This window comes from Nitrosospira sp. TNL300, from assembly GCF_055385915.1.
In genome coordinates, this window is the sequence record NZ_AP041005.1 from 1,324,684 (window position 1) to 1,338,829 (window position 14,146).

The 14,146-nt window shown below is 54.9% G+C and carries 13 protein-coding genes; 12 read left to right on the forward strand and 1 reads right to left on the reverse strand.

What is annotated here, in order from left to right; all coding sequences use genetic code 11:
• Positions 1 to 323 precede the first annotated feature (323 nt).
• From ACZ5BW_RS06045 to ACZ5BW_RS06100, 12 genes are all read left to right on the forward strand, one after another.
• A complete protein-coding gene (locus ACZ5BW_RS06045) occupies positions 324 to 1,451 on the forward strand; it encodes a Re/Si-specific NAD(P)(+) transhydrogenase subunit alpha (protein WP_464543365.1) in 1,128 nt (375 codons plus the stop codon).
• Between the two features lie 105 nt (positions 1,452 to 1,556).
• Complete coding sequence (locus ACZ5BW_RS06050; protein WP_011380496.1) at positions 1,557 to 1,862, forward strand: NAD(P) transhydrogenase subunit alpha part 2; 306 nt, start codon at positions 1,557 to 1,559, stop codon at positions 1,860 to 1,862.
• A 3-nt stretch (positions 1,863 to 1,865) separates the two neighbouring features.
• Positions 1,866 to 3,245, forward strand: a complete 1,380-nt coding sequence (locus tag ACZ5BW_RS06055; protein ID WP_464543366.1) for an NAD(P)(+) transhydrogenase (Re/Si-specific) subunit beta — start codon at positions 1,866 to 1,868, stop codon at positions 3,243 to 3,245.
• Positions 3,246 to 3,293: 48 nt separating this feature from the next.
• Entirely contained in the window at positions 3,294 to 3,689 is a 396-nt protein-coding gene (locus ACZ5BW_RS06060; protein WP_464543367.1) for a dienelactone hydrolase family protein, read from the forward strand.
• Positions 3,686 to 4,078, forward strand: coding sequence for a hypothetical protein (locus ACZ5BW_RS06065; RefSeq protein WP_464543368.1), 393 nt, complete (start codon positions 3,686 to 3,688; stop codon positions 4,076 to 4,078). The genes ACZ5BW_RS06060 and ACZ5BW_RS06065 overlap by 4 nt, the downstream gene beginning before the upstream one ends.
• A 404-nt stretch (positions 4,079 to 4,482) precedes the next feature.
• Positions 4,483 to 5,604: an alanine dehydrogenase gene (ald, locus tag ACZ5BW_RS06070; protein WP_464543369.1), complete on the forward strand. Its 1,122-nt coding sequence runs from the start codon at positions 4,483 to 4,485 to the stop codon at positions 5,602 to 5,604.
• Positions 5,605 to 5,982: 378 nt separating this feature from the next.
• Positions 5,983 to 7,743 carry a cation:proton antiporter domain-containing protein gene (locus ACZ5BW_RS06075; RefSeq protein ID WP_464543370.1) on the forward strand — a complete coding sequence of 587 codons (1,761 nt, stop codon included), beginning with the start codon at positions 5,983 to 5,985 and terminating at the stop codon, positions 7,741 to 7,743.
• Positions 7,744 to 7,850: 107 nt separating this feature from the next.
• Positions 7,851 to 8,216 (forward strand): arsenate reductase family protein, encoded by a 366-nt coding sequence (locus tag ACZ5BW_RS06080; protein ID WP_464543371.1) that lies wholly within the window; start codon positions 7,851 to 7,853, stop codon positions 8,214 to 8,216.
• 121 nt (positions 8,217 to 8,337) lie between these two features.
• Positions 8,338 to 8,763 carry a hypothetical protein gene (locus ACZ5BW_RS06085; protein WP_464543372.1) on the forward strand — a complete coding sequence of 142 codons (426 nt, stop codon included), beginning with the start codon at positions 8,338 to 8,340 and terminating at the stop codon, positions 8,761 to 8,763.
• 200 nt (positions 8,764 to 8,963) lie between these two features.
• Positions 8,964 to 10,466 (forward strand): HAMP domain-containing sensor histidine kinase, encoded by a 1,503-nt coding sequence (locus ACZ5BW_RS06090; protein WP_464543373.1) that lies wholly within the window; start codon positions 8,964 to 8,966, stop codon positions 10,464 to 10,466.
• Positions 10,463 to 11,008, forward strand: coding sequence for a dihydrolipoamide acyltransferase (locus tag ACZ5BW_RS06095; protein WP_464543374.1), 546 nt, complete (start codon positions 10,463 to 10,465; stop codon positions 11,006 to 11,008). Before ACZ5BW_RS06090 ends, ACZ5BW_RS06095 begins: the two co-directional genes overlap by 4 nt.
• A gap of 14 nt (positions 11,009 to 11,022) precedes the next feature.
• Entirely contained in the window at positions 11,023 to 12,384 is a 1,362-nt protein-coding gene (locus ACZ5BW_RS06100) for a sigma 54-interacting transcriptional regulator (protein ID WP_464543375.1), read from the forward strand.
• Between the two features lie 68 nt (positions 12,385 to 12,452).
• On the opposite strand, the gene ACZ5BW_RS06105 is transcribed toward ACZ5BW_RS06100, so the two are convergent.
• Positions 12,453 to 14,009 (reverse strand): LodA/GoxA family CTQ-dependent oxidase, encoded by a 1,557-nt coding sequence (locus tag ACZ5BW_RS06105; RefSeq protein WP_464543376.1) that lies wholly within the window; start codon positions 14,007 to 14,009, stop codon positions 12,453 to 12,455.
• Between the last annotated feature and the right edge of the window lie 137 nt (positions 14,010 to 14,146).

Genomic DNA, 14,146 nt, shown 5'->3' on the forward strand with positions numbered 1-14,146 from the left:
GTAGGTCGGCTCTGCCGGACGATGAAAACGTTATCGGGCAGAGTTCCCCACCTACGCTTCTGCACTTCCATGAATTGTTACAGTCAGAAGTGCTCGGATCGGGGAATCGGAATCATTTCATGCCCGCGCTGATCTCCTCTGCAGGAATGGCTGCCGGAAAGTTGTAGAAAAGAATCTGTTTTCATTTGATGAAGCACTGCATCATGCCCAGGTTCATTTATAATTCAAAGTTTTTGTTGGAACAGGCCTCCGCGACAGTTGCAAGAGGCTCTTCACCTCGCCACCGAACGTGGCGCATACAAGAAAGATAAAGGGAGATATTCATGCATATAGGAATACCGGCAGAGACCCGTGGGGAAGAGACCCGGGTTGCCGCCACGCCGGAGACGGTCAAGAAATTAACCGCCAAAGGTTTGCATGTCGTTCTGGTGCAGTCTGGTGCGGGTGCGGGTGCGAGCATACCGGACGAGGAATACCAGGCTGCCGGCGCAAGTATTGTGACCGATCCCGGCGAGCTGTATGGTCAGTCTCAGATCGTGCTCAAGGTGCGCGCGCCCGAAGCGTCTGAACTCGCATTGATGCGCAAGGATGCCGTATTGGTTGGACTGCTTTCTCCGCATCAGGCCGAGGGCATCGAGGCGCTCGCCGCTCACGGCATAACCGCTTTTTCGATGGAGAAACTGCCGCGCATCTCGCGTGCCCAGAGCATGGACGTACTGTCGTCACAGGCTAACATCGCCGGATATAAGGCGGTGATCATGGCAGCCAATATCTACCAGAAATTTTTTCCTATGCTGATGACAGCCGCCGGTACGGTAAAGGCGGCGAGAGTATTGGTTCTGGGCGCAGGGGTGGCGGGATTGCAGGCCGTTGCGACTGCCAAACGGCTGGGTGCGGTAATCGAAGCATTCGATGTGCGCCCCGCAGCCAAGGAGCAGGTGGAAAGCCTGGGCGCCAAGTTCGTCGAGGTTCCGCTGAGCGAGGAGGAAAAGGCGCAAGCGGAAACCGCAGGCGGATACGCGCGCGAAATGTCGGAGGATTACAAACGCCGCCAGGGCGAGTTGGTGCACCAGCGCGCCGCTGCAGCCGACATCATCATTACGACGGCGCTGATTCCTGGCCGTCCGGCCCCCGTGCTGATCCGGGAAGAAACGGTGGAGGCGATGAAACCAGGTTCCGTCATTGTCGATCTGGCGGTTGAAGCCGGTGGCAACTGCCCTTTGTCTGAATTGAACAAGGTCGTCGTGAAACATGGCGTGCATCTCGTCGGCATTGCCAATCTGCCCGGACTGGTAGCTGCTGATTCCAGCGCTCTGTATGCACGCAATCTGATGAATTTCCTCAACCTGATGCTCGATGCAAAGACGGGCGAACTCAACATAAATCGTGAAGACGAAATCATCGCCGGAACCCTGGTGTGCGCCAATGGGGAAGTTATCGGAAAAACCTGAAAGAACACAGACCCGGACTGAAAAGCAGCACCTGTGCTTTTACCGTTGCTTTTCCTTCCCTGGTTCGTGTCCTGGTAAAAAGTTAACAGATTAGAAGGAGCGATCATGATTGGTGAAATTGACCCAACCATTATTAATCTCACGGTATTCGTGCTGGCCGTGTTCGTGGGTTATCACGTGGTCTGGAATGTGACTCCGGCCCTGCACACGCCATTGATGTCGGTGACCAACGCGATTTCCGGCATTATTCTCGTCGGCGCCATGCTCGCGGCCGGGCCGGCGGAAACCGACTGGGGCGTATGGCTGGGGGCTGCTGCGGTAACGCTGGCTGCGATCAACGTATTCGGCGGATTTCTTGTTACCCAGCGGATGCTGGAAATGTTCAGAAAAAAAGATAAAAAAGGAAGCTAGTCAATGTCGGCAAATACGGTCGCTCTCGCGTATCTTATCGCCTCGGTTTTCTTCATCCTGGCGCTAAAAGGTTTAAGCTCGCCGCTTTCCGCCCGGCGCGGGAATATGTTCGGAATCATCGGAATGGTAATCGCGGTCATTACCACGCTTACCATCACCAGGAACTGGGCGCTGATCATTGTCTGTATCGCACTGGGAGGCGCCATTGGTGCTGTTGTGGCCCGGCGTGTGCAGATGACCGCGATGCCAGAACTGGTCGCGTTCATGCACTCCCTCGTCGGTCTGGCGGCGGTATTCATCGCCATCGCCGCAGTCAATAATCCCGCTTCCTTTGGCCTGCCCGAGACATTGCCGATGGGCAGCAAGCTGGAACTGTTCCTCGGCACATTCATCGGCGCCATGACCTGGTCGGGTTCGGTGATAGCCTTCCTCAAATTGTCAGGCCGGATGAGTGGTGCACCCATCACCTTCAACGGGCAGCACAGGGTCAACCTGGTCATGGCGATCATCATGGTTGGATTCGGCTTGTGGTTTTTCTTCAGCGCCACTACGAACTGGACTGCCTTCGCCACCATGACCGCGATTGCGTTTGTGCTCGGCTTTCTCATCATCATTCCGATTGGCGGTGCCGATATGCCTGTTGTCATTTCCATGCTCAATTCCTATTCGGGATGGGCGGCTGCGGGCATCGGATTCTCGCTTGGCAATCCCATGTTGATCATCGCGGGATCGCTGGTGGGCAGTTCGGGCGCGATCCTGTCCTATATCATGTGCAAGGCGATGAACCGTCCATTCCTCTCCGTCATACTGGGCGGGTTCGGCAGCGAGGGAGGAGCCGCCGTAGCCGGTGATGGGACGCAGAAAACCTACCGCAGCGGCAGCGCGGACGATGCCGCTTTCATCATGGGAAATGCTGATAGCGTCATCATCGTGCCGGGCTACGGGCTGGCCGTGGCCAGGGCGCAGCATGCGGTGAAGGAACTGGCGGAAGTGCTGCACAAGAAAGGCGTAAATGTGCGTTTTGCCATCCATCCTGTTGCGGGTCGCATGCCGGGGCATATGAACGTGCTGCTGGCGGAAGCCGAGATACCGTATGAGCAGGTGCTGGAGATGGATGAGATCAACAGCGATTTTTCCAATACCGACGTAGTGCTTGTGCTTGGCGCCAACGACGTGGTGAATCCGGCGGCAAATGTGCCGGGCAGCCCGATCTACGGCATGCCCATTCTGGACGCGCATAAAGCGCGTACGGTAATGGTGGTCAAACGCAGCATGGCTGCCGGTTATGCCGGCCTGGACAACGATCTCTTCTATATGGACAAGACCATGATGATATTCGGGGACGCCAAGAAGGTCGTCGAAGACATGGTCAAGGCCCTATAACGTCGAACATTGCCTGCAGCACCGGATGATGCCGGATGTAATGACGCAGTGAGCGCAATCAAGGGCTTTTCGGAAGAACTGTTCACTGCGGACGGTCATACATTCCCGATTTTCCGGAAAGGTGGAGGGTACGGCGTCATCCTCCTGCACGAACTGCCGGGTCTCACTTCAGAGACTGTCGAGTTTGCGGAATGGTTGGCAGATCGGGGATTTCACGTCGTTATGCCACTTCTGTTCGGCAGGCCACTCCAGTCTGTGGCGCTTGGCCTGCTGAAAGCGCCTTTCGTATGCATACGGAAGGAATTCAACACACTTGCGACCGGTAAATCGAGCACCATCACCATACCGCTTCGGGCCTTGTGCCGAAAAATACATGCCGAGTGCGGGGGTCCCGGTGTGGGCGCCATTGGCATGTGTTACACGGGCGATTCGTTTTGGCCATGATGCTGGAAGCATCACTCCTCGCGCCCGTCACCGCACAGCCGAGTTTGCCGCTCTGTCAGCCCGAAGGGCTCGATATCGAACCCGAAGTGCTGTCCTTCGCTTCCAGCCGCAGGGATACGATGTCGTTGCTCGGACTCCGTTTCGAGGATGATGCGCGTTGTCCCGCAGCTCGATTCAGGCAGCTGGAGGCCTCACTTCAATCTGCCCCGGGATCATCCGTTCCGCGCTTTCGGTCTGTTACCGTGCCCGGAAAAGCGCATTCCACCCTCACGCTGGATTATCCGACAGCTCTCAAAGGTGGAGTCGATACGCGAAAGGCTGTGCTTCAGCACTTGCGCAAACAATTGCTCGGTTCTCCCCAGCCCGGATATTTCACCAAACCGGCCTGAGAATTGTAGAAAAGCGGTATGAACACGATATCTGATCAGCTAAGGCTGAAATCCGGTTTATACCATGGCCTTCACGGGCACTGACGGGTGTTTTGCGGCATCTTTGCGCCCCCACTTCGCGCCAATAGGCCGGCTATTGGCTTGGCGCGGGATACGCAAATCTACTCCCAAAACACCTCGCCATTATCCCGTGATCCGGTGAAATATCCGGGCTAGTTCTACCCGTTGCAATGCCCCTCCGAATATTTTTTCGAGTGATTTCACGTCGGTTGTATACTTGCGAGAATGATGGGAGGCGCTTCCCGGCAGCTGCGGCCATTTATGCGCCATCTCTGCCAACCTTCCGAGGTTCAGTCGTACAATAAAAAAATGTTCTCCTCATTTCCTGGTTACCCCAGTTATATATGCCTATGCTGATCGGATTGCCCAAAGAAACGAAAGACCATGAAAACAGAGTCGGCATGACTCCAAGCAACGTCAAAGCATTGACGCGGCGTGGCCACCGCGTGCTTGTGCAAAGCGGGGCGGGAGAAGGCAGTTTTCTTTCGGACGATGAATATCGCCTGGCAGGGGCTACAGTTGTCCCCCGGGCGGAAGATGCGTGGGCAGCTCAGCTCGTGGTCAAGGTCAAGGAACCGACTCCTGCGGAGTACGGTTATCTGCATCGGGACATGATGCTTTTCACTTATCTTCATCTGGCCTCGGACCGTCCTCTTGTCGAGGCTTTGCTCGAGAGCGGCGTTACGGCTGTGGCTTACGAAACAGTGCAAACCGCAGATGGGAAATTGCCGCTGCTGGCGCCCATGAGCGAGGTGGCGGGACGCATGGCTACTCAAATCGGCGCGACCTATCTGCAAAAAACACAAGGGGGGCGAGGCGTGTTGATGGGCGGTGTTCCTGGTGTGGCCGCGGCCAACGTCGCCATTCTCGGTGCGGGCATCGTGGGAACGAATGCTGCCCGCGTCGCTGCGGGATGTGGCGCTCTGGTCACCGTGCTGGATGTGAGCCACGACCGTCTGAAATACCTGGATGACATATATCGCGGGCAGTTGCAGACGCGCTTCAGCGATGAATACAATATAGAGGAAGCGGTCTACAATGCCGATCTTGTCATCGGTGCGGTTTTGATCCCAGGGGGACGAACCCCCTGGCTGGTAACGGCGGATATGTTGCCGAAAATGCGAAGAGGATCAGTCATCGTCGATGTGGCGGTGGATCAGGGGGGATGCATTGAAACAAGCCGACCCACTACCCACAGCAATCCAACCTATGAGATCGACGGGGTGGTACATTATTGTGTCGCAAACATGCCCAGCGCCGTTCCTCGTACCAGCACCTTCGCGCTTAATATCCAGACGGCGATCTATACCATACAGTTAGCGGATGAAGGCCTGGATGCGGTCAAAAAAAATCCGGCATTGAAATACGGAATGAACACGCATCGTGGATCGATCACTTATCCCGCTATTGCGCAGGAATTTGATATGCGATATGTCGATCCCTTGCAGGCGCTGGAGAATGTCTGAATAAAACCCTAACCTGCGCAAATATTTTATGGAATGGATCATGCAGCCATGAATGGCTGAGATGCTTCTCCGATACCGGAGACGGAGATCCGGGCCATGATGCTTGTCGGATTGGGATTGCCTGGCTGGTCAAGCGCGCCCCGACGCAGAGGCTCTCGTCAGTTTGGTCCCGGCACACCCGGATTATTCAGTCCAGACATTTTCAGGCGCCCATAATAATAAAATAAACCATCGTCTTTTCATGTCGGCGCACGCCGAATCCATACCGCTGATCGCGTTCCTGTATCGGTTCTTGACCCTGTTCAGGCGAATTCCTGATAAACCCGGCAGGAAAAGAGGTTTATCATGGCGTGATCACTATCTCCATCGGCAAATTCCATGCCTCATAGTTTTACCCTGATCACCACCATTGCCGTGAGCTTCGGTCTTGCGTTGCTCATGGGGGTGATTGCCAACCGGCTGAAGTTACCGGTACTCGTCGGCTATCTGACCGCAGGCGTCATCATGAGTGCCAACACGCCGGGATTCGTGGCTGATATGGAGCTTTCCGGCCAACTGGCGGAAATCGGTGTCATTTTGCTGATGTTCGGAGTGGGATTGCATTTCTCGCTCAAGGATCTGTTGGCGGTGCGCCGTATCGCTTTGCCTGGCGCCCTTGTTCAGATTGGCGTCGCTACGGCCTTCGGCGCCGCTGTTGCTCTTTCCTGGGGCTGGAATCCGGGTGTCAGTATCGTATATGGCGTATCGCTTTCGACCGCGAGCACCGTTGTATTGCTGAGAGCCCTAGAGCAACGGGGCTTGCTCAAATCGGTCAATGGTTCGATTGCGGTGGGATGGCTGATCGTTGAAGATGTGGCGATGGTTCTTGTTCTTGTATTGCTGCCCCCACTTGCGGACTGGTTGCGCAGCGACGTGAGCGGTTCCACAACAAGTGTATCCAGCCTGGATTTGCTGACGACAGTGCTGTTTACCTTTGGCAAGGTGGCCGTTTTCATTGCGCTGATGCTCGTCGTGGGGAAGCGTGTTTTTCCCAGATTGCTTTGGTATGTCGCCAGCACCAACTCTCACGAGCTCTTCATCCTCAGCGTAATCGCTGTTGCAATAGGCATTGCGTATGGCTCAGCCATGCTCTTTGGCGTTTCGTTTGCGCTGGGCGCGTTCTTTGCCGGCATGGTCATGAGGGAATCAGAACTCAGCCATCGCGCCGCTCATGAATCGCTGCCTCTCCGGGATGCGTTCTCCGTTTTGTTTTTTGTCTCCGTGGGAATGCTGTTCGATCCCGATGTGCTGATAGAGCAGCCTCTTCACCTTGTCGCCACACTCGGCATCATTATCATTGTCAAATCGCTCGCTGCCTTCCTGCTGGTACTCGCCTTTCGTTATCCCCTGAATACGGCGCTTACTGTATCAGCCAGTCTTGCGCAGATCGGCGAATTCTCGTTTATCCTTGCCGGGCTGGGAGTGTCGCTCGGACTCCTGCCGCTTGAAGCGCAGAATCTTATACTCGCAGGAGCCTTCATCTCGATCACACTGAATCCGCTGATATTCAAGCTGATTGAGCCGGTGCAGGCATGGATACGTTCCCGTTCCCGAGTTGCCCGCATTCTTGAACGCCCGGACGATCCCCTGGCGGAGTTGCCGACCACTGTCACATCAAGTTATGTTACGAGCCACGTCGTGCTGGTGGGATATGGGCGCGTAGGCGGGCACATCGGTGAGACGCTCACGAAACAGGGTATTCCCCTGGTTGTGGCCGAGCAAAATCGGGAGACCGTCGAAGGATTGCGCAAGCGCGGCATTCACGCTGTCGCTGGAGACGCCGCGGAGCCCGCGGTGCTTATCCAGGCGCATATCGCGCGGGCCGCGATGCTGGTGATCGCGGTTCCCGATACACTACGTGCTCGCCGAATGATCGAAACTGCACGTATACTTAACCCAGCAGTCGGGATTATTGTGCGTACGCATAACGAAGAAGAGGCAGCGCTACTGAGAAAGGAAAGCGGAGGAATGGTATTTCTCGGGGAACACGAACTTGCTTTCAGCATGGTCCGGCATGTGCTGGCGAACTTCCCCAAAGCCGACATGGATGCCGAGCATGAGGTACACGAACAGATAAAGCGGCCTCAAGGTTTGACTTAGGGTTTGACTTAGGTTTGACTTGAATGCGTTTTCATCGTTTCGCAGGGTGAATTACCGGATCCCGGTCGAGGTTCGGGATATAGGAAGGAGATAGGAAGGAGAATTCAATGACCGACAAGATCATCATTTATCAGAAACCGACATGCAGTAAATGCAGGGCTACGCTCGCTCTGCTGAAAGAAAGCGGGGAAGAATTCGATGCAGTCAACTATTATGACGCACGGCTGACCGTTGAACGGCTGCGTGAACTGATTGACAAGCTTGGTATTCCGGTAATGGAGGTATTGCGTCGCGAGGAATCGCTCGCACGCGACCTCAAGCTTGTCGAGCGGCACCAGTCGGGGCAGTTATCCGATGAGGAATTGATGAAAATCATGGTGGAGAACCCGGATCTGATTCAGCGTCCGATCGTTGTAAGGGGCAATCAGGCGGTGCTGTGCCGTCCGCCGGAGAATGTAACGAAGTTGTTGTAACATATCCTCTTCAAAGCCAGCTCCATTGATACGTCGTGCGCCCATGAAAGGGATGCTGTCCTGGAGCCGGGGAAACTCGCGAATCAATCTGTGATATGCTAACCATGTACGGAAAGCGATAATGAATTTCAGGTTAATCAAAGCGTTAAGGATAATTGCCTGCCTTATTCCCGTTGCCCTGGCGGGAGCGATCGCTACCGCTACCGCTACTGCTGCGGAAGCCGAATGTTCCGGATGCCTTTGCCCTGGAAATCCCTGCCGGTTGTGTCCGTTGCCACCTACATCAAAGAATGCTCCTGCGGTGCAGGACGAGCTGGATGCCTGCCGCAAGATCAGGGAAAAAGTGCCGCCGGTTTCCGCAAATACCGACCCGGACGAGCATTACGCGAGCCTGGATAAATCGATCATGGAATGTGTAAGAAATGGTGGTGACGTTGTCATGAATTCACGACGGAACAAGGAGTTTCCTTCCAAGCATTATTGCAAACCTTATCTTGCTCCCGGCACCTCCAGTGCCGCAGCGAATTCGTCCGGGACGAAAAAATAGAAATCAGAAAAGGCCGCATGCCCGGACTGGATAGCGTACTGGATAGAACAGTAAGCATCCTGCATCAGCGCTGCCGGATCCCGGCACTTCCGATTGTTTGAACTGCCTCAATGGAGTTTTCCAGGCCTGAGTGGCAGGGTCAGTATGAGGCAAGTGCAAATAAAATTGCTCCGATTCCTCAAAGGAACCAAAGAAGAGAAATGATTGCCCCCGGGGAGGCCGGAAGACAGGATAGCGCAAGCGGTTCGTGGGTAAGACTGCGGCGTAAGCCCAAATCCTTTGTCAAACTCATTCTGCTGGGCTTTGCTCTGGTCGGCTTGCCACTGATCGTTGCGCTCATCAATAGCGCTTTTTCCATTGATCGGTTGGCGAACCAGAGCCGGAAGGCTGTATATCAGGCGGCGGAGATTGCGCACAGCAGCCGCGCTCTTGCGGATGAAATCGCGAATATGGAGCGGGCGGTGCGCCAGACTCACATTCTGGGTGATACTGCCCTGCTGGAGGGTTATTTCCGCGGGCATGCCGGATTCGAGAAAATCGCTGCGGGCCTTGCCGAGCTTTCTCTCAGCGACGAGCAGAGACGATTGCTGGTGCAGTTGAAATCAGAGGAAGCTGTCATTTTCGAAAGGGTTTCTGCCGTCAAGGAATCACCGGAAGAGCTGCGTAAACTGATCGGCAACTTCGGTCACCTGCGGGATTCCGCACGCTTCTTTTTCTCGCTCGGATACGCGCTCATAGAGCGCGAGGTGGATGAAATGCAGGATATGGCAGGATCCGCGCGCTTTACGGTTGGCTGGCAACTGCTTGCACTGATTCCATTTGCCATATTGCTCGCCTTCTTTTTTTCCTTCCGGATCGCCCGCCCGATCCGCCAGATTGAAGAGGCCATTCGCAGCATGGGGCAGGGGAAGCTGCATAAGGCGATTCGGGTGGATGGTCCCCAGGACCTGGTTTATTTTGGCGAGAGACTGGACTGGATGAGGCAGCGCCTGCTAAAGCTCGAAGAGCAGAAGACGCGGTTTCTGCAGCATGTTTCTCACGAACTCAAGACCCCGCTGACGGCCATACGGGAAGGGGCGGATTTGCTCGTGGAAGGTGTGGCTGGAAAGCTGACGGAAGAGCAGCAACGTGTTGCCAGCATCCTTCACAGCAATAGCCTGCAGTTGCAGCGGCGCATCGAGGACTTGCTGAGTTATAGCGCCCTCCAGACCGAGAAAGCCGCGCTGGTGAAACAGGAGGTGAGTTTGAAGAAGATTCTGGATGCGGTATTGCACGATCAGAATCTCATCATTATGAACAAAGGCCTGAGAATGGATTTGTCTTGCCCGGAAGTAATGCTGGAGTGCGAACCGCAAAAAGTCAAAGTGATCGTGGACAATCTTTTATCGAATGCCGTGAAATTCTCACCCAGGAGAGGATGCATCCGCATCTGGACAAGTGAGACAGCGGGGATTGCGCAACTGGATATAGTGGACGCCGGACCCGGAGTGGATGATGTCGATCGGGAGAAAGTATTCGAACCGTTCTATCAGGGACGAAAAGTGCTCGACAGCCACGTAAGGGGAACGGGCTTGGGATTGTCGATCGCCCGGGAGTACGCGCTTGCGCACGGCGGGAACATCGAGCTTGTGCCGCTGGCTAATCGCGGCGCCCACTTCCGGCTTACCCTCCCCGTTCACGATGTCCCTGAGGGATCAGCATGAGGAGCGTGCTGCGCATAGGAGGATTATGGCTGGTTCCGCTGGTAGCGGCGTTGATGTTTCTGGCCGCGTGCGCAGCCATTGAAAGCGTTGAAAGCCCGCGGGCTGTCGAGCCGCCGCCGACTGAACTGGTTGTGACCGGGCAGATGGATGATATGATGGAGTTTTATGATTCCATCCGCAAGCAGTCGCCGGCGGAGTTGAGCCGGGTATACGACAAGGCGAAACAGAGCTTCATGCGGAACAAAAGCGACACCAACCGCGCCCGTCTGGTATTGCTCCTCATCCTGCCGAATACTTCCTTTCGAGACGTTACCTCTGCAACGCATCTGCTCAACGAATGGCCGAAAGACTCGAAATCAGCAAATAATTTGCAGAGTTTCAGAAACCTGCTGGCCGGCTTGCTCGCAGAGCAACAACGGCTAAGCCACAGCATCGAGGAACTTTCGCAGAAACTGAAAGATGAGCAGAAGCGTGCAGAAACCCTGCAGAGTCAGATCGATGCCATAAAAAGCATGGAAAAGAATCTGCTTAAAGAATTGTAAAGAAACGTAAAATCATGTCCGATGCAAAACCCAAAATTCTGATCGTTGACGACGACACCGATCTGCTTGAGCTGCTGACCATGCGCCTTACGGCGGCGGGATACAAAGTGGACGCCGTCCCAAGCGCAGAGGCGGCCCTGAACTATCTGGATGTGTCCCGTCCGCAACTTGTCATCAGCGATATGCAGATGAGCGGCATGGATGGCATGGCATTATTTGAACAAATCCATCGCACCTTACCAACCTTGCCGGTGATCATACTCACGGCGCACGGAACGATTCCCGATGCCGTCACGGCTGTCCAGCGAGGGGTATTCGGTTATCTTGCCAAACCTTTTGACAGCAAGACGTTGCTGGCCAATATCAGTCAGGCGCTCAAGTTCGTTCCGGGCGCCGTATCGCAGAAAGAACTGTCGCAGGCATCGTGGCGCAAGAATATCATCACCCAGAGCGCTGTCATGGAGGATATTCTCACTCGGGCGGGACTGGTTGCGGAAGGTGACGCCAGCGTGCTGATCTATGGAGAAAGCGGCGTGGGCAAGGAGCTGTTCGCGCATGCCATACATGATGCATCCAAACGGTCTGACCATCCGTTTGTCGCCATCAATTGCGCGGCCATTCCGGAACAGTTGCTGGAATCCGAGCTGTTCGGGCATGTCAAAGGGGCATTTACCGGAGCTGTCAGGGATCATAAGGGTTTATTCCAGCTGGCTGAGGGAGGCACTCTCTTCCTCGACGAAATCGGCGATATGCCGGTTTTGCTTCAGGTCAAGCTGTTGCGTGTTCTGCAGGAAAGGCAAGTTCGACCGGTTGGATCGACGCAATCGATCCCGGTGGATGTGCGTATTATTTCGGCCACTCACCGCGATTTGAAAACAGAAATCGCTGCTGGAACATTTCGGGAAGATCTGTATTACAGGCTGGACGTAGTGTCACTTACCATCCCGGTTCTGGCGCAGAGGCGCGAAGATATTCCCTTACTGATAAATTACTTTCTCAGCACGTTTTCAGAGAAATACCAGAAAAATATCAATGGTTTCTCTCCCGAAGCCATGGAAACACTGGTTGCCGCATCCTGGCCCGGCAATGTGCGCCAACTCATGAATGTCGTCGAGAGATGCGTTGCCTTGAGTACTGCACCCCTTATCTCGCCGTTGCTGGTCTACGATGCGATGCACCGGGAAGAAGAGCAACTCGTGTCTTTCGAGGATGCGCGCAGAAGTTTTGAACGGGATTATCTCGTGCGCGTACTTAAAATCACGGGAGGAAACGTCACCCAGGCAGCACGCCTCGCCAAGCGCAATCGCACGGAGTTCTACAAGCTGCTGCAGCGATACCAGCTCGATCCATCCGTCTTCAAGCAGGCGCAGGTCTGAGAAAAGGAGGAACTGGACTAAGCGGTACAAGTTCTACTGGCGTCCTCCTTTTTCCCTTCCTGACGGGATCAGGTCTGACCCGCGATGGATCTGCGCTCATCCTCGACATATTGGTCGCCTTTCTTCACGATAAAGCCCAGTTCGGTCCACCACCGGACCATATCAACATAGTCATCTATGCCGCGAGAGAACGGCTGCAGTCCGGAGGCGGTGATGACATCGACAGGGCGTTGAGCCGGCCACCACAGCTCTCCGCAAGCGAGAAAATCCGCCTGCCAGGGTAACGCCATCCGTTCCGTCAGAAAACCCGGAGGAAGCGTCTGCCTGATCCGAAAGGGTGCCTGGTAAGTTGCTGCCTGCGCGATCACATATGTGACCTCGATACCCGGAAAGAACGGCGCTCCGATACATCCTTCCAGGGCAGCACGGGTCAAAGCGTCCGGCTGCTGATTCAATGGCAATTCGTCGAAAGCAACCGGCGCTGGTTCACTCGTCCAGTCCGCTTCGAAATCACCCTGCGCCCATCTCTCCATGAGGGTGTACTGATACTCCGTGAGTGCGGTGTATTCTCCTTGCTCGGGGTTGTCCGGATCCAGTCCGCTGTTCACTTTAGGCATGCTGGGTGGCGTCTGGCGCGGCGGGGTATTGGGATCGACACGCGTGTTGGGTTTTGTCAGCCAGCTTAAGACCGTCTCGCGCGCGGACCTTCCATTCTCGGTCTTGTCCGCGAGTCTGCTCAATCGAGCCGGATTCAGAAAATTGCCGGCACCCCCGTGATGCCGGTTTCTCTCCTCGGCTACCCAGTGAATCAGGACTACGCGCTTCAGTATCGGGTAGATATGGCGAGTGAACGAAGGCACATTTTTTATCAGGAGAGGAGAGAAATTTCTGGAGGCAACATTGACGGCCTGATCGTACCAGGTGGTTACGTTTTCGATGCCTGGTGCATAGGAAGGCGGGGCGACGACAACCCAGGCGCCTTCTTCGGCAGTGACGGGCGCTTCTCCCTCGACCTCCACCACGGCATTCACCGGACCATCGGAAACCCCATCGTACCAGCCATCATTGTTGGCAAAACTGTTCAATCCCCTGTCAAGGGGAGAGCCTGACTTGCCTGGGCCGCCAATAATGATCAGCCGCCCGTTTTCATCGGTAAGCAGCCGTCCGAGATCGATTTTTGCGCTGCCTTCGATGTTGCCATTCCTTATGAAATCTATTTCTCCGTTCAAGGGGACAGCGGGTTTGCTCTTTCCCGAGATTGACCGCAACGTAGCATCCACGACTAGTCCCGCTCGATCATATCCTGGATTCCGCGGCGAACCTCCAGGACCGCCCGGAGGAAAATTTCCCCCCGCTGCTTTTCGATTGACAAGGTGAACACTCCATGTAATCGTTGTTTTTTCATTCGCAACGATCTCGCTGTCGATGGTTTCCTTGCCGAAATCATCCCTGATGAATTTATAAATCCTGAATCGGGCTGCCTGCGGCTTTATTTTTCCGGAATTGTCGCGATAGGGTCCAGGGGGAACGATTCCGGGAGATTCGGGACCAAAAAAATACGCGCTCTCGCTGTTTCCTATGCGCGCAATTCCTACTGCCGGATAAATGCGATAGACCGTTTTCATTCGAGTCGCTTCCCTTTCCGTTGATTGTGCGGCGAATATCAGTTACTCCAAATCATAGCTGCTGCCACAAATATTTCCATACTTTCTTTGTTGCTGCCGCTTTCCATAATTCTCAGGCTGGTTTGGTGAAATATCCG

What these genes read in the sequence shown, in the direction of transcription:
- ACZ5BW_RS06045 (WP_464543365.1), top strand. Translation starts at nt 324, where the DNA reads ATGCATATAGGAATACCGGCAGAGACCCGTGGGGAAGAGACCCGGGTT.
- ACZ5BW_RS06050 (WP_011380496.1), top strand. Translation starts at nt 1,557, where the DNA reads ATGATTGGTGAAATTGACCCAACCATTATTAATCTCACGGTATTCGTG.
- ACZ5BW_RS06055 (WP_464543366.1), top strand. Translation starts at nt 1,866, where the DNA reads ATGTCGGCAAATACGGTCGCTCTCGCGTATCTTATCGCCTCGGTTTTC.
- ACZ5BW_RS06065 (WP_464543368.1), top strand. Translation starts at nt 3,686, where the DNA reads ATGATGCTGGAAGCATCACTCCTCGCGCCCGTCACCGCACAGCCGAGT.
- ald (WP_464543369.1), top strand. Translation starts at nt 4,483, where the DNA reads ATGCCTATGCTGATCGGATTGCCCAAAGAAACGAAAGACCATGAAAAC.
- ACZ5BW_RS06075 (WP_464543370.1), top strand. Translation starts at nt 5,983, where the DNA reads ATGCCTCATAGTTTTACCCTGATCACCACCATTGCCGTGAGCTTCGGT.
- ACZ5BW_RS06080 (WP_464543371.1), top strand. Translation starts at nt 7,851, where the DNA reads ATGACCGACAAGATCATCATTTATCAGAAACCGACATGCAGTAAATGC.
- ACZ5BW_RS06085 (WP_464543372.1), top strand. Translation starts at nt 8,338, where the DNA reads ATGAATTTCAGGTTAATCAAAGCGTTAAGGATAATTGCCTGCCTTATT.
- ACZ5BW_RS06090 (WP_464543373.1), top strand. Translation starts at nt 8,964, where the DNA reads ATGATTGCCCCCGGGGAGGCCGGAAGACAGGATAGCGCAAGCGGTTCG.
- ACZ5BW_RS06095 (WP_464543374.1), top strand. Translation starts at nt 10,463, where the DNA reads ATGAGGAGCGTGCTGCGCATAGGAGGATTATGGCTGGTTCCGCTGGTA.
- ACZ5BW_RS06100 (WP_464543375.1), top strand. Translation starts at nt 11,023, where the DNA reads ATGTCCGATGCAAAACCCAAAATTCTGATCGTTGACGACGACACCGAT.
- ACZ5BW_RS06105 (WP_464543376.1), bottom strand. Translation starts at nt 14,009, where the DNA reads ATGAAAACGGTCTATCGCATTTATCCGGCAGTAGGAATTGCGCGCATA.